The organism is Amycolatopsis nalaikhensis (assembly GCF_030264295.1).
Taxonomy (GTDB): Bacteria; Actinomycetota; Actinomycetes; order Mycobacteriales; family Pseudonocardiaceae; genus Amycolatopsis; species Amycolatopsis nalaikhensis.
In genome coordinates, this window is the sequence record NZ_CP127173.1 from 5762744 (window position 1) to 5782306 (window position 19563).

Annotated in this window: 16 protein-coding genes and 1 pseudogene; 7 read left to right on the forward strand and 10 right to left on the reverse strand. The window is 68.2% G+C overall.

Annotated elements, in window-relative coordinates; genetic code table 11:
• Positions 1 to 38: 38 nt before the first annotated feature.
• Genes QP939_RS28305 through QP939_RS28315 form a run of 3 tightly spaced genes read left to right on the forward strand, consistent with a single transcriptional unit; the run spans position 39 to position 3608 of the window.
• Entirely contained in the window at positions 39 to 1949 is a 1911-nt protein-coding gene (locus QP939_RS28305) for a type IV secretory system conjugative DNA transfer family protein (RefSeq protein WP_285449250.1), read from the forward strand.
• 57 nt (positions 1950 to 2006) lie between these two features.
• Positions 2007 to 2909, forward strand: coding sequence for an IS5 family transposase (locus QP939_RS28310; RefSeq protein ID WP_285449251.1), 903 nt, complete (start codon positions 2007 to 2009; stop codon positions 2907 to 2909).
• Positions 2910 to 2936: 27 nt separating this feature from the next.
• A complete protein-coding gene (locus tag QP939_RS28315) occupies positions 2937 to 3608 on the forward strand; it encodes a hypothetical protein (RefSeq protein WP_285449252.1) in 672 nt (223 codons plus the stop codon).
• A gap of 368 nt (positions 3609 to 3976) precedes the next feature.
• On the opposite strand, the gene QP939_RS28320 is transcribed toward QP939_RS28315, so the two are convergent.
• On the reverse strand, positions 3977 to 4444 hold the full coding sequence (locus QP939_RS28320; protein ID WP_285449253.1) for a hypothetical protein: 468 nt from the start codon (positions 4442 to 4444) through the stop codon (positions 3977 to 3979).
• 14 nt (positions 4445 to 4458) lie between these two features.
• Between QP939_RS28320 and QP939_RS52235 the strand changes: the two are divergent.
• A pseudogene (locus QP939_RS52235) lies at positions 4459 to 4680 on the forward strand (deazapurine DNA modification protein DpdA family protein); the annotation flags it as partial.
• A gap of 219 nt (positions 4681 to 4899) precedes the next feature.
• Here the strand turns inward: QP939_RS52235 and QP939_RS28325 are convergent.
• The 3 genes from QP939_RS28325 to QP939_RS28335 all read right to left on the reverse strand — a co-directional run bounded on the left by QP939_RS28325 (position 4900) and on the right by QP939_RS28335 (position 7314).
• Positions 4900 to 5580 (reverse strand): HEPN domain-containing protein, encoded by a 681-nt coding sequence (locus QP939_RS28325; RefSeq protein WP_285449254.1) that lies wholly within the window; start codon positions 5578 to 5580, stop codon positions 4900 to 4902.
• Positions 5581 to 6103: 523 nt separating this feature from the next.
• Positions 6104 to 6571: a tyrosine-type recombinase/integrase gene (locus QP939_RS28330; protein ID WP_285449255.1), complete on the reverse strand. Its 468-nt coding sequence runs from the start codon at positions 6569 to 6571 to the stop codon at positions 6104 to 6106.
• On the reverse strand, positions 6568 to 7314 hold the full coding sequence (locus QP939_RS28335; protein WP_285449256.1) for a site-specific integrase: 747 nt from the start codon (positions 7312 to 7314) through the stop codon (positions 6568 to 6570). The genes QP939_RS28330 and QP939_RS28335 overlap by 4 nt, the downstream gene beginning before the upstream one ends.
• 231 nt (positions 7315 to 7545) lie before the next feature.
• Here QP939_RS28335 and QP939_RS52240 point away from each other — a divergent pair, with 231 nt between their 5' ends.
• Entirely contained in the window at positions 7546 to 7707 is a 162-nt protein-coding gene (locus tag QP939_RS52240; protein ID WP_434219682.1) for a deazapurine DNA modification protein DpdA family protein, read from the forward strand.
• Between the two features lie 88 nt (positions 7708 to 7795).
• Positions 7796 to 8230, forward strand: a complete 435-nt coding sequence (locus tag QP939_RS28340) for a histone-like nucleoid-structuring protein Lsr2 (protein WP_285449257.1) — start codon at positions 7796 to 7798, stop codon at positions 8228 to 8230.
• 114 nt (positions 8231 to 8344) lie between these two features.
• On the opposite strand, the gene mobF is transcribed toward QP939_RS28340, so the two are convergent.
• From mobF to QP939_RS28365, 5 genes are all read right to left on the reverse strand, one after another.
• Positions 8345 to 13459: a MobF family relaxase gene (mobF, locus tag QP939_RS28345; RefSeq protein ID WP_285449258.1), complete on the reverse strand. Its 5115-nt coding sequence runs from the start codon at positions 13457 to 13459 to the stop codon at positions 8345 to 8347.
• Positions 13460 to 14683: 1224 nt separating this feature from the next.
• Positions 14684 to 14905: a hypothetical protein gene (locus QP939_RS28350; protein ID WP_285449259.1), complete on the reverse strand. Its 222-nt coding sequence runs from the start codon at positions 14903 to 14905 to the stop codon at positions 14684 to 14686.
• A gap of 71 nt (positions 14906 to 14976) precedes the next feature.
• Positions 14977 to 16170, reverse strand: a complete 1194-nt coding sequence (locus QP939_RS28355) for a hypothetical protein (protein ID WP_285449260.1) — start codon at positions 16168 to 16170, stop codon at positions 14977 to 14979.
• A 789-nt stretch (positions 16171 to 16959) separates the two neighbouring features.
• A complete protein-coding gene (locus QP939_RS28360) occupies positions 16960 to 17781 on the reverse strand; it encodes a DUF6283 family protein (RefSeq protein WP_285449261.1) in 822 nt (273 codons plus the stop codon).
• Between the two features lie 2 nt (positions 17782 to 17783).
• On the reverse strand, positions 17784 to 18239 hold the full coding sequence (locus tag QP939_RS28365) for a DUF6283 family protein (RefSeq protein ID WP_285449262.1): 456 nt from the start codon (positions 18237 to 18239) through the stop codon (positions 17784 to 17786).
• 157 nt (positions 18240 to 18396) lie between these two features.
• Here QP939_RS28365 and QP939_RS28370 point away from each other — a divergent pair, with 157 nt between their 5' ends.
• Positions 18397 to 19017 (forward strand): hypothetical protein, encoded by a 621-nt coding sequence (locus QP939_RS28370; RefSeq protein ID WP_285449263.1) that lies wholly within the window; start codon positions 18397 to 18399, stop codon positions 19015 to 19017.
• A gap of 40 nt (positions 19018 to 19057) precedes the next feature.
• On the opposite strand, the gene QP939_RS28375 is transcribed toward QP939_RS28370, so the two are convergent.
• Positions 19058 to 19522, reverse strand: coding sequence for a hypothetical protein (locus QP939_RS28375; RefSeq protein ID WP_285449264.1), 465 nt, complete (start codon positions 19520 to 19522; stop codon positions 19058 to 19060).
• Positions 19523 to 19563: the final 41 nt, after the last annotated feature.

Here is a 19563-nt window from a genome sequence, read left to right on the forward strand (position 1 = left end):
GTGCTGCCGCCCTCCCGCTGTCCGGGAGGGAGCGGCTCATGCCACACACACGCACCGACAGACTCACCCTGGACCGCGATGTCGCCCTGATCGGCCTCGCGGTCGCCGCGCTGGCGATCGTCTGCGTCCTCGGCATCATCGTCGTCACCGCGGCAGTCCTGGTCACCGGCTTCCACACCGGCGCCTGGGCCTGGCCTCCGATCACCGCCTGGCCTCGCTTCGCCCTCACCGTCGCCTTCCACGCCGCCGATCCCGGGACGCGCTTGCCGGTCCCGTGGACCGGCGCCGTGAGCGATCACCAGCTCGCGTTCTACATCTGGTTCACCACGATCACCATGCTCGCCGCCAGCCTGACCATCGGCACCGCGGTGCCGGTCTGGAGACGAGTGGCACCAGCGGACGCCGGGCACGCCACCCGCCGCGACATCGCCAGAACCCTGTCCGTCGCGGCCGCGCGGAAGACCGCCGCGTGGACCCGCGCCGACCTCACCGACGAACAGCGCCGCACTGCGCCGGTGGAGCAGATCGCGGTGCCGTTGCATCGCGGTCCCCGCCGCGAGCAGCTGGTGACGTCGCTGGAAACTCCGACCGGGACGATCGCACCGACGCGCTCGGGCAAGTCGCGTACCGATCTGGTGCACAAGGTCCTCGCCGCTCCTGGAGCGTTGGTCGCCTCGACAACGAAGACCGACCTTGCCGAGTGGTGCCTGATGGCCCGCACCCGCCGCCCGGTCGCGGGGCCAGTGCTGGTCATCGACGCTACCGGCACGCTGTCCTGGCCCGCGCACGCCCGCTGGTCCCCGATCACCGGCTGCGCCGACCCCGCCGTCGCGCTCCGTCGCGCCGAAACCCTGATCGAAGCATCCTCGCTGGGCTTGGAGAACGTCGGCGGGAACGACGCCGTGTTCCGCGGCCGGGCGATGATCGTCATGCAGGCGTATCTGCTCGCCGCCGCCAGCCACCACCGCAATGTCGACCACCTCGTGCGGTGGTCGATCGCCAAACCTGCCGACCGCGAGCCCGTGGAGCTGCTAGAGCAGCAGTATCCACGGTTGGCGGAGAACCTCGAAGCGGAGATCGGGATGGTCGCCGAGACCTCCGACGCGGTCTGGATGTCGGTCCGCCGTGCGATCGAGCCGTTCATGAACCCCGCCATCCGCCACTTCGCCACCCCCAGCCCGGCCGAGGAACTGAACATCGACGAGTTCCTGCGCAGCCACGGCGCCCTGTTCGTCATCGCCGGGGAACACCAAGCCCCGCAGGCCCGGCCCGTCCTCACCGCGCTGGTCGAACAGATCCTCACCACCGCCCAGGACACCGCGCTGCGCCGAGAACGCCGACGGCTGGAACCACCGGCCACCGCGATCCTGGATGAGCTGTTCGCTGGGACACCGGTGCCGCGGTTGCCGGCGATCATCGCCGACTCCGCCGGACGCGGCGTGGTGATCCACTGGTCGGCGCAGTCGCGTTCCCAGCTGGACGAGCTCTACGGCGAACCGGGCCGGCTGCAACTGATCGACAACACGCTCACCCTGACCGCCTTCCCAGGGCTGAAAGACGACAAGACCCTGGAGTGGCTGTCCACTCTGTCCGGGCAGCACCGCCGCCGCACCCACCAGCACCACAGCGACGGACTGTTCAGTGTCGGCCGCGGCGCCAGCGGCGAGGAGACCGTCCCGACGTTGCGCGCCGGCGACATCCGCACCCTCGACCGCGGCCGGGTGCTGATCCTGCACGGCAACCTTCGCCCGATCCTCGGCCGAACCGTCGACGTCGAGCAACGCCCTGACTGGCCCCAGCTGCAGGCCGACGTCGCGGTGATCCGGTCCGGCCGGGTCGCGATCACGCCCGACGGCTACCCGCTGTCGCGGCCTAGAGCCTGTTTTGATGTGCTGACCAGCGGAGTTTCTGGCCGGCGTTGTGGGTGCGGCGTGTCTTGGATCAAATAGACGAGGTCTCCGGTAGACCGATCAACGACCAAGCTGATCAAGAACACCGGAGACCTCGTGCCCAGCGTAGCGGCGGCGGGGCGAGCCGATCTGACTGACGCGCAGTGGGCGATCCTGGAACCGCTGCTGCCCGTCGGTAAGAAGCCCGGCCGCCCGCCACTGTGGAGTAAACGCCAGCTCCTGGACGGCATCCGCTGGCGGGTCCGTGTCGGCTCGCCGTGGCGTGACGTCCCACCCGAGTATGGCTGCTGGCAAACCGTCTATGGCTTGTTCCGGCGCTGGCAGCGCGCCGGTGTGTGGGCGCTGATCCTGGCCGGGTTGCAGACCCGGGCCGACGCCGCCGGGCTGATCACCTGGGACGTGAGCGTGGATTCCACGATCAACCGGGCGCACCAGCACGCAGCAGGTGCCCGCATCGAGTGTGACCTGCAGAAAGAACCGCCAGGCGGTATCGGCGAGCCCGAACCAGCCGACCACGCGCTGGGCCGGTCGCGGGGAGGCTGGACGACCAAGCTGCACCTGGCCACCGAGCAAGGCCAGAAACCACTGTCGTTGCTGGTGACCGCCGGTCAACGCGGTGACTCGCCGCAGTTCGAGGCGGTGCTGGCAAGGGTCCGGGTCGCCCGGATTGGTGGTGGGCGAGCCCGGACCCGGCCGGATCGTGTCCTGGCGGACAAGGCCTACAGTTCCCGCGCCAACCGGGCCTATCTGCGGCGGCGCGGGATCGCGTGCACGATTCCCCAGCCTTCTGATCAGGTCCGGCATCGCCGCAACCGCGGCCGGGCCGGTGGGCGACCACCAGCATTTGACCCAGAGATCTACAAGCAACGGCATGCGGTCGAGTGCGGCATCAACCGGCTCAAACGCAACCGGGCGGTGGCCACACGGTTCGACAAACTCGCAGTCCGCTACGAGGCAACCGTCCACATCGCGGCGATCAACGAGTGGCTACGACATTGAAACAGGCTCTAGCCCTGGTGATCCGCGATGAGCGACGACGACATCGCGGCACACCCGGACGACGCCGCCGACCACACCGAGCGGTCGGCGGGCGCCGAGGACGGACCGGAACCGCGGTCGCTGGGCGAGCTCGACGAGGTAGTCGCCGGGCTCGAGGCGGTCGCCAAGGCCCTGGGCCGCAAGATTCAGAAGTTGTCGGAGAAGCTCGCGAAACTGACCGACGAGCCGGACAGAGATCCGCGGATGCCGCCGTGGCTGACGTTCCTGCCACCGGAGGCCGCTGAGGACATGGGGCGTCGCGGGGAAACACCGCTGTACACGATCGCGCACTTTGTCCAGTACTACAACGACACCTACGTCGGTAACTCCGGCACCTGCGCGGTCGCCATCCCCGACTGCTGGTTGAACCATCCCGGCCTGGTCGCCGAGATTGCCACCCTCGCCTACACCTGGCGCGAAGCCCATCTGGGCAAGAAGGCCACCGCTCGTGATGCGCAGTACTGGCATGATCACTGGCGCCCCGGCTTCGCCGAGCGCATGGCCACCGAGTGGGTCCACCAGCGCTGCCGCTCCGACGGCCACAAGACCGCCGGTGCGCCGGCTCGTCCCGACCGGTACACGCTCGAACATCGCGAAGAAGCAGCACGGGCAGATGCCGAAAACGGCGTCGACCCGCTGATCGGGCGAGGCCAACCGTGATCGTGCATGCGTCGTCTCATCGGGAACCGGCGGGCGAATCGGGTCCCAGGGGCGCTTGTGCGTCGGTGATCGGGCTGTACATCGTGTGCGTCGTCGGCGCGAACTGGCTGGCCGAGCACGCCGCCTGCGTCCGTCGCCGGGCATGAGGTTCCTGGTCGGACGCACCGGCCGCACTGGCTTGCATTGCTCGATGTGCCACTGTACGTGTCCGATCAGACGATGTGCCGGTTCAAGACATTGCCAGTCGCGTCGTGCGATTGGGTCTGCGACTTTGGAGGTTCTCCAGCCTGTCTGGGTCTGTCTCATTGCTTCACCCAGATGCCAGGTTCGTCGTGGCTCGTTAGGCCCAATAAGTACACGCAGTAGGACTACGGGCCGAGCAGTTTCACGGTCCGACGCTCGTCAGACCGGTCCGGACGGTGATGCCAGGTGACCACGACATGCTCGGCCTCGTCGGGATCGATGGTCCTCGAAAGCAGATACCTGTGCTCACGTCCGGATTCGAACTCATCGAACTCCTCGACCTCTCCGACGGTTCCGAGCCCGCCCGTGTCCACACGCACTCCATACGCCGCGTCGGATCCCGCGTTCCGCAGCAGATATGCATGGCCGCCCTCATGCATCAGCTCGAACCGCACGCGGCGGCGGTCAGCGTCGCTGACCTCGTCGGCACGCCGAGCCCGCTCGATCTCAGTCATTTCAGCCGCGGCGTCAGCAGAACGCTTAGCCTCCGCCGCCGACCGATCAGCCGCACGCTTCTGGCCGCGGCCATACCACACCGCCGCAGCTGCGGCGACGGCTGCCAAGCACGAAATCGCGAACGAGGCGATGTCCATCGCAGCATCCAAGCATGCCCCCTGGCCGAGCCTGCAGCCCGGCACTGCCGCAGAGGCGTCTCGTGACACACCAGATTCTGGGGAAGGGCGGATTCAGCCAGCTTTCGCTGTGTGGAACATGGGCATGTGGTCCCAGTCCGCGTCGGTACGTCGCCAGGATTCGTCGCTACCGCGACGAGATCGGCCGCCTGCTCTGGGCCGCACCGCAAGGCCACATGTGCGAGAACGCGATTATCTGGAGTCGGTGTCGATCATGGTGCTCTGACCTGCGACTTCAGGTCGGGGACGTTGTGCTCAAGGCAGCGAACGTCGGCGTCAGAAGGCGTGTTACGGCGAACTCTACTGATGCAAGATCGTTATCTGTGGCGAGCTGGGCATCGACTCTGGCCGTATTCGCCCTTGGAACGGCGAGAGGCTACGTCGCTCCGGCAGCTGGCAGGGGCCTGTATGGACAGTCAGTGGTAGAGGGCGCAGACCCGGGTGTCGATGAGGGTGGCCATGCTGGCGATCAGCGTCACCGTCTTCTCGGCGAGCTCGCGTGTGATGTACGGCTTCTGCCCACGGTGGACGATCTTGTGACGCTCATCAGTGACTCGCCGGAGTTCTGTCGCGCTCGTGACTCCGGTGGTGAAGTCGAAGTCTGTCCAGCTGATGGCGCATCCCAGATAGCCAAGCGCGCTGGCGACTTTCTCCGGGCCCTGGAAGGACTTGGTCTCCAGCCATTCCGACAGTGCTGCTCGGAACTCTTCGTGTCGGTCTTCGGTGGTGGCAGCCAAGCTGACCCGAAGGACGAGCCCAGGATCAGCTTTGGCGATCTGAGCGAGGGCGTCATTCAGACTCTTCGACTTCGGAGCGTGCTCAGGGACGATCTCCAAGATCAAGTCGCTGAGATACGCGTCCAGAGCACCGACCGCGAACACCAGACATCCGCGGAGAAGTTCCTTCTCGTCGTTACTGGGCTGCCCCCGGCCTCGGTCCTTGTTGAAGATGCGCAGGAATGCCCTCGACCGTTCCAGGTTTGCCTCGAAGACCTTGTGCGATGCGGTCTTGACGGTCTTTGCCATGTGGCCCCCTGGACGGCTGCGCTGTCGACTGATGATCATAAGGTCGTCGTGCGCCTGGATGTTGTTACTCACGCGCCTCCGGACGATCTGCTCGATCGAAGCTCGCCAAGCACGGCAGCAAGCTGGTCACTTAGTTGTCGATTCTCGGCAGTGAGGATCCGGATACGTTCGTGCGCGGTCCGCAGGCGCTGCCGGACTGACGCGTCGGAAGCCCGCTGCCTAACCGGAATGCCCTTAGCCGAACCAGCCCGGACGCGGAGCCGGTCGATGTCGGCGAGGTCAGGTTGCCGGTATAGCCAGGACCGGGTGACCCGGCGTGGCGGGCGACGGCGTCGACGGTGACCGGTCGCCCGGTAATGTCGAGGTGGCGCAGCGCGCGGACGGCGCGCTCGCGGGTGGCCGCGCTGCGTTGGCGGGCTGCGGCGACGAGGTAGCGGGAGTTGTCAGCCCGCACTGGTGGCTCCTCGTTGTGCGGCGGGGTCCTCGCCGGTTTCCAGCGAGGTGATGATCCGGTCCAGGTTGCCCAGCACCTGCTCGTTCATCTCGGCCACTCGGGTCTGCCTGACAGTCTTCGCGGTCTCGATCAGGGTCAGGGTCAGGCGCCGGTGCTTGTGGTGCTCGGACAGGAACTCCGTGGTCGTGATGAAACCGGGCAGGTCAGACAATCGTTGGCGTGCGGGCAGGTCTGTTTCAGTGGCAGCCCGCAGTAGCCGTTGGGCAGGGACTGTTTCGTCCGTGCGAGCCGGTCCTTGAGCCAGACCGCGTCGCCCAGCTGGCCGTCGGTGTCGAGGTGGACGGTCTGGCCGCTGATTCCGACCTTGCGGGCCTGCTCCCAGTGCCGTCGGACGGTGGACTCGTGCAGGCGGGCGTAGTGCGCGGTCATCGCGTGCGAGGAGTGGTCCAGCAGGTGCCGGACGACGTCTTGAGGGACGTCAAGGTTGATCAGCCGGGTCGCGAAGGTGTGCCGCCATTTGTGCGGCTTGACCCAGACGGCGCGGCCGTCTTCGTCGCGGACGTCGCAGTCGGCCAGCCACTGCGCGAGGTGGACGCGGTATGTGCTCACCGGCAGCGGCAAGCGCCCGTCCGGGTTGGCCTTGCGGCGCGGCAGCAGTACCTGCGGGTTCGGCCAGCGTTGCGCATGAGGATCATGGTGAACAGCCGCTCCATCGGGTCGGTGAACCGGGCGAGGTTATCCTCGTTCTCCAGTTGCTGCCGCATCACTGCCTCCGACAGCGCCCGCGGCGGCGCGGGCGCCAGGCGCGGGTAGTCCTCGGGGTGCACCACCGCGCCGGCTGGCAAGGTCGATTCCCATCGGTGGTGGCGGATTGCGAGCAGGAACCGAGCCAGCGCGCCCAGCGACAGGCGCCGGGAACGGATCGAGGACCCGTCAGCGGCGATGTGGGCATTGAACCGCTCGATCGCGTCTCGGTCCAGCCCAGCCAGCGAACTGGGCGCCGTGGACTCGGCCAGGAACACCGCGAACCGGGTCAGGTGCGTCACCGACCAGGCGATGTGGACGGGACTGACTTCCTTGGACTGTTTCCACCGCGCCCAGCGTTTCACCAGCATCCGCAGCCAGGGCTGTGGCAGGCCGTCGAACCGGACCCGGCGGGCGCGGGAATGGATGCCGACCCGCCGCAGATCAAAAACGTCGCGGTCGTATTCGGAGTCCCAGCCCAGACCGTGGGACAGGTCGTCGACCTTCCGTCGCGCGGCGCGCAGGAACCCCAGCGGAGTCGCGTTGGCGTTGCCGTGGGCGCGCGGGGTGAAATCGGCGAACTTGGCGTCCCCTCGGCTTGCGGCCATTGCAGCAGCGTACGTGCTCCACTGTGGACAGCGAAGCGGACGATTAACTGGATGTCGTAGGGCTTGGCGCGGCCTCGTCGTTCATCGACGCGGCACTGCACGGCATACTGCAGTCCGAGCTTCAGCTGCGGCGACAGCGCCGAGAAGTCGATCCGCGCGTCACCGCAGCGGGCCTACCGGTTGCACGCGTTCGGCGCGAAACTACCAGGTCTGGCGCGTTAAGCAGACGTCATCGCCAGCGGCGACTCTCTCGCGTGGTCGTTCGCCGCGCGTTGGCAGCCACCGCTGCCCGAATGCCACAGTCATCGTCGCTGCAACAACTGTGTCAAGTTCGCCCTCAACTGGCGACGCAAAGTCCTCGACACGATCGAGACGTCAGAAGACAAAAGCTGACACGCGGCATCGCTTAGCGGTGCTGCGTTATAGTGACACCCACCCGGCATATTTCCTTCGCAGCCGGAGCAACTGGAGGTCTGCCGCTATGGCGCAAAAGGTTCTCGTGGAGATGGTCGACGACCTCGACGGCGGTGTTGCCACGCAGACAGTGCCGTTCGGTCTCGACGGGGTGAGCTACGAGATCGACCTGTCCGACGCCAACGCGACCGCGCTGCGCGACGAACTCGCCCGCTACGTCGCGGCCGGGCGTCGGATCGGCGGTCGTAAGGTGCGACTGGCGGCCGGGGAATCCACCCAGGTGAAGAAGCCCGGCGTTACGGCCACGGACCGCGAACGCTCACGCCAGATCCGCGAGTGGGCCAGTGCTAACGGCTTCGAGGTGTCCGACCGTGGCCGTCTCTCCACCGAAATCATCGAGGCATTCGACGCGAACGACGGTCGACCCATCGTCGTCGACGAGCCCGCTCCGGCAGCGCGGAAACGTGCTCCTCGCAAGAAGGTCGCGGCCACGAAGAAGTAGAAGTCGGCAGACGGCTCCCTGAACTGTTGAGTTGCAGACAAGGGTTTCGAGAACTCCGATGGTCCGGCAAGGACGGTCACGTGGCTGTCCTCGCCGGACGCTTTGGTGGGCCGCTTAATAGGTGAGTCCACGGTGGGCGCTTTCGCCGTAACCGTGGTCTTGGCCATCAACGAGTTCGTCTTCCAGCTCGGCTCGCCGTGCGGCTGCGGCCGTCTCCGTCGCGGCGTCCTCTTCCCGAGCCCTCTCGTCGGCAAGTCCGGCGTCGAAACGCGCGACATAGGCGTCGGCGGCGTCGCGTAGCGATTCGCGGGTCAGCATGACGTCCGATGCGGTGTCTTCGCGGTCAGGTGTGGTCATCAGGTGCCTCCATTGCCGGGTGATGGCCCGCCAGGCGTCGGCGCGAAGGTCGTTGCCGGTGGGTTGATTGCCGAGCGGGGAGGAAGCATCCGCGGTCGCGATGCCGTAGGTTTCACGATACGCCGCAGCGAGCCCGACGACCTGATCCCAATGCCGCGCGAGTGCGGCGTCCACGGGCCGGGCACCGAATCGCGCGAGCCACGCGGGCTGTTCCCGTACAGCTTGGTCCCGAAGCTGGTCGGTTCGTGCGGCGATCTCCGCGTTCATGGTCGCCATCCGCTCCAGCGAACCGTGGTAATTCGCTGCGTTCGCAAGATCGGGCTGGGCCTGCCATGGCAGGACGGAGTGGTGCCCGGTGCCGGCGTCGTGCTGGCGGGCAAGTGCGCTGACGAGGGCGACGCCGGTCAGCCGGGGATCGGTGGGCTCGGCACCGGTCGTCGTCGCGGCGACCTTGCGGGCAGCGTCGGTCAGCGCGGTGTCGGGGTCGAGTCCGCGGGTGGCGCCTCCGGCGGCGTGTCGCCACACGATGCCCCACCGTTCATCGGTGACTGCGGCATCGGGCAGGTGCGTGGCCACGATCTGTTGCCAGCGGCTGACTTGTTCATCGGTCGCGGTCGCGATCCGTGCGGGCGCCTCGTGGGTTGCCACGTGGTCGTTGATCCGCTTGGCGAGCACCGCGGCCGGGTCTTGGGCCCAGCCGAATCCTCGGTCGTCGACCAGATCACGGACGAGTCGGTCGGCTTGCCAGCCGCGGTCCTGGGCGCGTGCGAGCGCCGCCAGTGCCGCGGGCTCGGCACCGGCGTTGACCGCGCCGGGGACGTAGCGGGCGAGTACGTCGAGGTAGCGGTCCTCATCCCCGTCACGGGCCAGCAGCTCGTAGCGGCGCAGCAGCACGTTCAACGGCTCGAGAACAACCCGTTCCTCGACGTGATCGAACTCCGCGAACACATCGTCCACGGCGGCCGCCCGCGCGGCCGTGCGTGGCTCCGCAGGTTCGGGGGCGGCAGGAGCTGACCCTTGGCCGAAGGTGTCCCAGCGCTGCGTCAGCGTCCGCCACGCATGCGCTCGTGCGCCGTGGCTGTGGGGCTTGGCGCCCAGTGGGGCCCGGCCATCGATGCGGTAGGTCTCGCGATAGGCGGCAACCAGGCCGACAAGCTCATCCCAGTCCTCGGCGGCGATCGGGTTGCCCGGCCGCGGCGCGAGCTTGGATACCCATTCCGGGTGGTCGCGGATGACCGCGGCGCGTAGCTGATCGACGCGGTCACTGATCGCCTGGTTCATCTCGTGCAGGTACTGAGCGTGTCCGGGATAGTGGCGGACATGGGCGAAGTCGGGGCGGGCCAGCCACGGTACGGCACGCACGTGGGCTTCGCCGCGCTCGTCCCGGCGCTGCAGCTCGGCGGCCAGAGCCGCGTCGGCATAGCGGGCATCCGGCATCGGATCCGGCCCGGCCGGACGCGCGGCGAGCTGGTGGGCAACGACGGTCAAGGCGGCGTCGACATCGAATCCGACCGCCAGCGCACCGGCGGCGCGGTTCCAGATCTTGTCCCAGTCCGGGTCTTCGACGGCCGCGTGCGGGGCGATCGTGTCCACGATGCCCCGCCAGCGGGTGACGTCGGCCAGTTGCGGCGGTCCGGTCGGTGAGGGCGGCTGGCGACGCTCAAGGTGGGTGGTGATCCGGGCTTGCAGCGCCGCGCCGGGGTTGTCGGCCTCGTCGAGGGGCTGGCGCCAGCGCATGACCGTGGCGACGAGCGGGTCGGGTTCCCAGCCGAGGTCGTGAGCGTTGCGCAGCGTCTGGATCAGCGCAGGCTCGCTGCCGAGATCGACGGTAGAAGGAGCGTGGTGGGCGAGGACGGCGCGGTAGCGGTCCTCGTCGCGGTAGGTGGCCGTGTAGTTGTAGCGCAACACGAGCGTGCCCATCGACACCGCGTCGTCCTGTGCGGCCCGCAACGTCTCGGTCGCCGACACCTCGGCACCGGAATGGCTCAGGACGCCGGTCAGCACCGACTCCGGCGACACCGGTTCTGGGGTTTCGCGGTGCTGGTCGATGACGTGGTGATGAGTGATCACGTAGATGAAGTTGCGGAGCATGGCACGGGTGATCCCGGGGTAGAACTGCTCGCGGGTCATCGTCGGCGGCACCAACAGGTGAGCGTTGCCGGTGCTGGTCATGCCCTGGACCCGGTTGATGGTGGCGGCGTAGGCGAGCTCGACGTGCGCCCGGACGTACCCGGCCGGCAACGTGATCGCGGCCTTGTGCACCCGGTGCTGCACGGTCATCTTGCCGCTGGCGTGCACCGCGGTGACCGTCCAGATGTCGCCGTTCTTGACGAAATCCTTCCCCCCGAACAGTGACAGCAGCCGCTGATTGTGCCGGGTAACGACCCAATCCCCGACGCTCGCGGTGGTGGCGTCGTGGAGGTCCACCGCTCGGCCACGATCGACCGCACCATGAGCGAGGCGCCGTTCGCGGGCTTCGATGTTCAGCGCGACGGTGTCTTCGTTGGTCGGGACAATCAGCAGCGATTGCGCACCGGCGTCGAGATCGGCCTGCCAGTGCGAGCGGGCGGCGTCGCGCATTGTCTCCAGCGACCCGTCACTGACCCGGCCGTGCTCGAAGTAGTACTCGAGCCCCTTCGGATTCGCCGCCCGGATCTGCAACGACGCCGCGGCTTGCTCTTCCCGGTCCTCGCCACGAAAGCGCACGATCTCCCGGAACCGCACCGCGCCGACATCGTGGGCGATCAGCCGGATCGCCCCGCCGGCCTCGACCGCGGCCAGCTGCGCGTCGTCCCCGATCAGCCGCACATCGGCGCCGTTGGTCAACGCATATTTCACGACCTTGTGCAGGGTGTGAGTACCGGCCATCGCCGCCTCGTCGACGATCACCAGGTCCCCGGCCGCCATCGGGAACGCGCGATGGGCGGACCCGAACCACAGCGCGGTGGTCAGCTGGTGCAGCGTGTGCGGCTTCGCCCCGATCGACGCGCCGAGCTCCTGAGCCGCCCGGGCGGAGGGGCCGAAGGCGTAGACGCGGTGCCCGGTGCGCCGCCACGCCGTGGCCAGCACCTTCATCGCCGAGGTCTTCCCCGCTCCGGCCGGCGCGAGCGCGAGCTGCAGGCGCCGTCCGGAGCGGGCGAACTGGCGCACCATCTCTGCCTGCCCGGCGTTCAACCGCTGGCCGGCGAGAGCCTTCTCCACGGTGTCGGCGCGGAGCCGGTGCCCGCCGCCGCGGCGAGCCCAGGCGACCAGGTCGCCTTCGGCCGCGAGGGTGGCGGTGGTGGTGTAGCGGGTCGAGTGGTGTTCCACGAACACCGATTCGCCGTCCCGGCGGCGCAACGAGGCGGGCTCATTGACCGCGGTCGGGCCGACCAGGGCGAGGGTGTCGGGCTGAGCCAGGATCGTGTCGACCACGTCGACGATCAGCGGTCCGCGCTTTTCGACGGGCATCCGCAGGTGCGCGGACTGGCGGTGGGCTTCGGCGGCGAGGTTCCACCAGGAGAAGTGCGCGTAGTTGTCCGACACCACTTCCCGTGTCGCCGCGGCGAGTTTGGCGATGTCGAACGCATCCGGTTCGCGTCCGCCGGTGAGGAACACCTTCCCGCTCAGCGTGTCCAGAACACTTGCGGGGAGGACTGTGAGGGCGTGCTCGCGCCACGTGCGCAGGTGCTCCAGCAGTGTCTTCGGTGGCTGTTTGCCGGGCCGGTTGTCGTACTGCGCGGCTCGGTCGATCGCGAAGATGTCCTTCGGGGTCGGTTCCTTCCCGTGCTGGGCCGTGAACTCGACGATGCGCTTCGCCCGGGCGGCTTCGAACTGGCGATGACGCTGCGAGAACAGCTTCACCAGCTCAACGGGAACCCCTTCCAGCTGCCACACCGGACGCTTCACGTCCACGCTTTCAACGCCGCGCTGCACCCAGGAGGCGCCCTGTTCGCGGAACAGGTCGCGCAGGCGGTTATCGAAGTATTCGGACGCGGTGACCGTCGCGGCCAGGACGGTGCGGCCGTCCAGCGCGGTCCATTCGCCGTCGTCGCTGCGTTGCACCTTCGACGAGATCAACGCGTGGATGTGCAGGTGCGGGTCGGAGGCGCGGGAGTCCCAGTGCTCGAACAGCGCCGCGACGATGCCGTTCACGTCGACTTGCGCCTCGCCCATGTTCCCGCGGCGGGTGTACGCGACGTTGCTTTCCACCCAGGACAGCGTGTCGCGGGCGGCTTGGCGGACCATCCCGGCGATCAGTTTCCGCTCCGCCGGTTGGGCCAGGGCCCACGCGATCGACACCGACTTGTCGGGTGCGAACACCATCTCGAAGCCCGATACTGCGGACTTCAGGTTGCGTTTCTGCTCTGCCAGCCACTTGTTCAGCTCGGTGTCGCTGGCGGGACCGTCGCCGTCGTGGGCTTTGCGGTAGGCCTGCAGCTGGACGCCGCGGCGCAGCTCGGCGCGCTTGGCCGCGGAGATCGGCGCACCGACCGGGCGGCCGTGCAGGCGGTTGTAGTCCTTGTATGCCTGCGCTACCTGGGAGCGCAGGTGGTCCAGCGCCGAGTACTGCGGGAATCGGCGGCCCAGCCGGGTCGCCTTCAGGGCCTCGGCGGCGGTGGCGCCGCCGGTGATCATCTCTGCTTCGATGGCGTCGGCGTGCGGGTGGCGTCCTTCGCCGAAGAGGGCGTTCATCTGGGCAGGGGTGACTGCGCCGGAGAGTCCTAACTGGTCTGCTCCGGCGCCGAACCATTGGCCTGCCGGGTAACCACGGGAGAGGTAGTAGTCACTTAACAGCTCGCCGGGTGCGAGCTCACGGGTGCGATCGGCGCACGCCACCGTGTTCGTGAGGTACTCATGACCACCAGGGCTCAGCTTCCGCAAGCCCATCATGTCCACACCAGACTACGCTGATGGGGGAAACACGGTTTGGCGGTGAACTGGTGCGCCTGCTGTCCTCTAGCCCCCTCGTGACAGCCGGTTCGGCGGGCGGAGGTCGAGAGGTACTGGTTGTCGTGGGCTGAGGTCCGCTATGTACGCGAGGCTCGTCGCGGACCTCAGCCTCCGTGGCCCGGGGGTTACGACGTCGGGGGTCGAGAGACCGTCGTTATCGGCGAGCATTCCACTGGGGTGCACAGGGAGACGTCGACGATGGTGATGCCGCCCACGGGGCCTTCCTCAGTGAAGTTGACAGGGATCTTCGCGCTGGTGGTTGTCCTTGTCTGTCGGCTCAGCCACGTGTTGCCCTGGTAGAAATTGTAATAAACCGTCGATGATCCGGCCTCGGACGCATAGTCCTCTAGCCAGCCTTGGATGCCGACGGAACGGGCGTACCAGATGACGCCGCCTCCAGTTGCACCACCTCGGATGTAGATGGGACTGAACGGTGTAGCTGGGTAGGTGGCGGCACTAGCGGGTACGGCCGCCGCCAAGGACCCGCCAAGCCCAATGGCCACGGCCAATGCAACGCTTGTGACAGTGCGTGACATCAGGTGTCGCTCTCCGATCTCCATGCGCGGTCCCGGTGGACCGCGGCATGTCCACGCCTGGGGATGTGAAACGGTTTATCCAGGCTCGCGCATTCGTCTTCCACCTAGTCGCCTGCAGTAGCGTCGCAACTGGCAATTGACCTGCGTGCCCTCATATCGCGTGTGCGCGTGCAAGATTGGACGTCACTCTGAAACGATCAAGTTCGGTGGGCGAGGCCCTGTCGTGCGTGGTCGGGGGCGTGTCGAACGCCTCCAAATCGCGATTGGGGTGGTGCGCGCAGGTTCCGCGGCATGGCGTCGGTCCCAGGTTCAGAACGTCTGCAAGACGTGCTGTGTGCGGGGTAGGGGCAGGCTGGGGTGAGATGGGGGTGGGTGGCGTGGTCGGCGGGGTGAGTGGGCGGCAGGGAAGGTTTGGGCTGGGGTGTGGTGGTGGCCGTGTGGGGTAGGCGGGTGGGGTTGGTGCGGCGTGGTGGTGGTGCGCGAAATTGGCGGTCGAGCGCGGGCGCCTGCACTAAGGCGCCTCCCTGGCGCCGTCTGCCGGCGCCGGCGCGGTTCCGAAGCTGTGCTGACACAGCAAAGCGGCCGCCGATCGCAAGATCGGCGGCCGCTGTCGTGCGCGGGTCGGGTGTTAGGGCTGGGCGTAGTCCGTGAGGTAGTGCAGCTCCAGGCGGATGGCGGCGGCTGGCAGGATTTCGATCGTGCCGCCGTTCGGGGCGGGCAGTGTCTGGACGTGGCGGGTGAGTAGCTCGCGCAGGTAGGCGGCGACGGTGGCGGGCGTGTCGGTCGGGATCATGTCGGCGGCGGCTAGTTCGCGGTTGATGTCGGCGAGGATGTCGTGGAAGGTGCGCACGGTGGCGGCTCCTGGTTGGGGGTGAGGCGGGGGCACCCGGGTTCGGGTGCCCCCGCACGTGTGGTGGGTGGTCAGGCGACGGCGGCGAGTTCGCGCGACGGCGCGAACGTGGACAGCGGCGGCATGTTGCGCTCCCGGCACATCTCGCACCGGTCATCCGTGCTCGGGGAGCACTGCTCGCTGGGGGTGCGTTCGAGGTTGCACGCCACGCACAACGCATCCGGGTCGATGCCGCGCAAGGCCAACTTGTCGTAGTCGTCTTCGGTGACTGTGCGGCCGGTCAGGTCGGTCACGGCTTCGCGGCTGTTGTCGGTGTCGCGGTGCCGCTCGCGTTCGGCTTCGTAGGCGTCGACGGCGCTTTCGTTCTTGCGGACCAGCCCGGCGGACGGGATGGCCTGCTCTATCTGGCGCCAGTGTTCGTCGTACTCGGCTTCGATGTCACCGACCAGGTAGCGGCGCGTGGCCTGCTGCTCGATCGGCTCATGCCCGGCGGCGCGCACGGTCGTGGTGGTGTGGTCGCCTTCGGCCGGGCGCTCGGCGTTCTCGGCGTCCTTGCGGCAGGCGTCGGAGCAGTACCGCATTTCCGGGAGCCCGGCGAGGTTGCCGTCACAGTTGCGGCACCGGTGCACGTCGTCGGATTCGGCGTCGGTGGCTTGCTGCCGGGCGGCGGTGCGGGCGCGGGCGTGGGCGGCGCGGGCCTTGCTGGCGTACACGCACGTCATGACCAGGGTGCGCAGGTCGTCGGCGAGACCTGGCCACAACTGGTGTGCGGTCTGGATGGCTTCGACGATGGCGGGGTGGTCGGCGCTGGGGTTCTTCAGCAGCGTTCCGCACACGGTGAATACGGCCTGGTGCGCGTACTGGGTCTGGGCGTTGAGCCACCGCAGGCCGTTGAGCGCGTCCGCGACGCGCGGCGGGGTCTCGCGCAGCATCACCGTCACGTCGTTGACGTCGGTCACGGCGACGGCGCGGCGGGTTTCGCTGCTGTAAACGCACTGGTTGAACAGCTCGCGCTCGGCGTCGCCGTAGCTGTCCCATTCGGCGTGAACGTTGCGGACGGCGGCGAGGACGTCACCGCTGATCGCGGCGTCGGTGTTGAGCAGGGTTGCGCATGCGGCGAGGATCGCGGGCGGGTTCTCTCCGCTGCGGGTGAACATCCGCTTGAGTTCCTGTAGCGCGGGCCGGATGCGCGGCGGCTGCGCTTGCAACGCCTGTACCACGCGGTCGATGCTGGCGCGGTGCTTGCGGTGAATGGTCGATGCCATGATTGTCAACTTTCATGTGTTGGGAGTGTGGCTCTCGGGTTTGCCGTCCCGATCGCCTTACTTCTTCATGATAGCGAATCAATTGCAGTTACTCCATTCGAAGACGGCGTATTCGACGAACAATTTCAAGCGATTTCAGGCGTTGAAATCGCCGATTGCCTGATGTGATGAGCGACCGCCGTTGCGTGCGCCGTCGGCCCGATTGGCGGCCTTTCTGGCGCGAACCCGCTGGTCGGTGCGGTTGAGGTGAGTGTGTGCTGAGTGGGTGGTGGGTGGCCCCGAAGCAACCAGGGCAGGCCCCCGGCCTGCCCTTAACGCCTGACCAAGGGAGTAGGGGCCCCAAATGCAAGGGTGGGGCCTCGAACTATTTTTGGCCACGCTTTTCGGTCAAAAATAGTTTGGGGTGCCCTTGTATTTGGGGGAGCGACCGATACAATTTCGGGGCCACCCACCACCCGCGGACGCACCATGACAATGGCGGGTGTCCCACGGCCGGAATGACCTGGAAGTGACCGCTCGGCCAGTGCAAACGTCGGCTCCGGTGCCGCTGTGATCACGGCAGTGACCTGCGGGTATGCTGCTGGCAGCGCTCCGTGGGCCATGTGTCCCTGTGGCGGAGCGTCAGCGGGCCGCCGCGAGTTTTGCCGCTCGCCACCTTGGTGGCGTGGCCCTTCGGGGCTGCTGCGGCGGCACCGCGCCAGTTTCGTCCGACTAGCCCCGTGCGCGGCTATGACGGCTGTGCCCCTGCGCGGGCAGGCAAGACTCTAGGCCCGCGAGGCGCGCGAAGTTCTACGGTGTGATCGGGCTGGGCTCGTCGGCGGCGCTGGTGAGGAGTCCGGCGGCGGCGAGCTGGTGGCGCAGTTGCTCGGCCTGCTCTGTCATGTCGTCGCCGGTGTCTTCGCCGACGGAGTCGACGATGAACGCGCGGATGACAGCACGTGGTGTCTCCACCGCGGCGTAGGGCGCGGTGGTGGCGTGTGCGAGGAGGCCGTGAGCGGCGAGGCGGCCGGCGAGGAACCGGGCTTGGCTGGTCATCTCGTCGCCGTGGTCGGCGCCGACGCTGGCGACGATGAAGTCGCGGATGATGCGGGTGGCACGCGCAAGGGTCAGCTGGGCTGGCGGGCTGGGCTCGGGGGTGGAGGGCGCGGCGGTCTCGTCGAGGTAGGAGCGGCTGTCGCGGCACGGGGCGATGCTGGGATCTTCGGGGTCGACGCCGTTGGCGATGGCCATCTCGCGGTAGTTGTCGTAGAGCGGGCGGTCGCTGGTGACGGCGGTGGTGACGTCGGGGCCGTAGAGGCGGACCGACAGGTTGTGGGCGGCGCCGCGCAGCAGGAACCCGGCACAGGTTTTGGGCTGCTCGGGGGTGCTGGAGTGGCAGCCGAACTTGTGAGTGGCGAGGTCGTAGGTGGTGCGTGCGGCGTGGCGGAACACGTCGGGTGGGAATGCCCCGACCGGTGAGTCGCGTAGCCAGGGGCAGCGTGCGCAGGGGCTGGCTCGGTAGGCGTCGGCGGATGCGGCGACGGTGATGACGCCCCAGCCGTCGGCTCCGTCCTGGACGGCGAGGATGTCGGCACCGGTGGGTGTGGCGTCGTCGTCGGTCGGGTTCGGCACGCTCAGCGCTCCCTTGCAGGTGTTCGGAGGACAGGGTAGTGGTGCGTGGGCGGCGTCGGCGGGGCCGGTTGTTCCGCGGCTGTTGGCTGGGGCTGCTCGGCCTGCTGGCGGGCTCGTTCGGTGAGCAGCGCTTCGAGGCTGGGGTGCAGGGCTGGCCAGTCGGGTGCGGCGGTGACGGCGTCGGGTGGGAGCGTCCCGGCGAGCATGGCGATCCGGATTGCGAGGTGGTTGCGGCCGACGACGGCGAGCCAGCCGGCGCACAGCCGCATGGGGTGTGCGGTGTCGGGTTGGTCGATGTGACAGGACATGGCGGGAGCACCGGTGTCGGCTTCGGAGCCGGTGGTGCCGTTGGCGTTGGTGAGCTTGGCCATGTCGGCGTCGCTGAAGGCGGTGAGGTCGGCGTCGCGGCGCCGGGGGCACTGGCGGCACGGGTGCGTCCGGTGCGGCTCGGCGGTCATGGCGGCTCCCTGGGTCTGTCGTGCCGCTGGCCCGACCGGGAGGGTTTGGCGGCGCGACGGGATTCGACGATAGCTGCTGCGGTGTGCCGGGGTGGCGATGCGCTGGTCGTGTCGCCGGTAGCCTGAGGTGGCGCCCTCCCCACGCGGGAGGTTCGTGATGGTTGAACGCAGGATCACTCGTTCGCGGCGGAAGCGCCGGTCATCGGCGACGCTGGAGCGGCTGGAGACGGCGCGGCAGCGCCGGGTGGCGCAGCTGGAACGTGAGCGGGAGAAGGAGCGCCGGGTGGACGCGGCGCTGGGTCCGTTCGCGGAGGCGGTGACCGCCGTCGAGGTAGCGGAGCGGCGGCGCGAGGATCGCATTGCCGCTGTCGAGGCGCAGTTGGCGCGGAAGCTTGCGGAGCTGGACCGGCAGCGGGCGATGAAGGTCGCGGAGTGCGAGCGGCTGGTGGAGCAGGTGCGCGCGGACGCGGAGATGGAGATCGCCGAGTGGCGGTCGGTGATGGCGACGTCGGTCGCGCAGATCCGCAGCTCGGATGTCGGCGTGGCCGACACGGCGGCGTTGCTCGGGATCTCGGCGAAGATGGTGACGGCGCTGGCGCGGGAAGCAGCGCGCGCCGTGCCCGCCGACGCCGCGGCGGGGACAGCCATGGTTGACCACGAGAATGCGGCTATGCCGGGGGAGGCAACCGCTGCCGCGGATTTCGAGGCGACGGTGGCTGACGGAGCGGCAGCGATGGCCGATGGCGCGGCACTGGATTCGCCTGGTGAGGCTGGGTGATGGTCTGCCACGACGGCGTCGTGAGCCGTGCACTTGTGGTTCAGGGTGTCGCAGGCTGTTGGGTGGCCTGCTGTTGGGCGAGGCGCCGGGCGTGGCGGGCCAGCGTCTGGCGTTTGCGCCGCTGGTAGTACACGACCATGGCGGCGACGCCGCAGCAGAGCGCGAAGCCGATGACCCAGCGGTTCCCGGCGCCGTCGCCATGGGCGCCGGGGAAGTGCGCGACGAAGAGGTAGCCGGGCAGCGTGAGGGCGCCGAGGATGGCGGCGATCCGGTACCGCTGGGTGCGGTCGAGCTTGGGCTTGATCCGGTGGCGGCTGAGATAGGCGACGAGGCATCCGATGAGCGCACCGGACAGGAGCGCGCCGGGTACAGCGAGCAGGCTGGCGGGGTCGGTGAAGACCGTGGTGATGAGTCCGATGTAGCCGAAGGGCTGGATGCCGAGGTAGACGCCGGTCCCTCCGGCGAGGACGAGGCGGGGGATCGTGACGCCGTAACGAATGCTCATGCTTCGAGCGTAAGGAGATTCGACCACCCCAGAGGGTGATT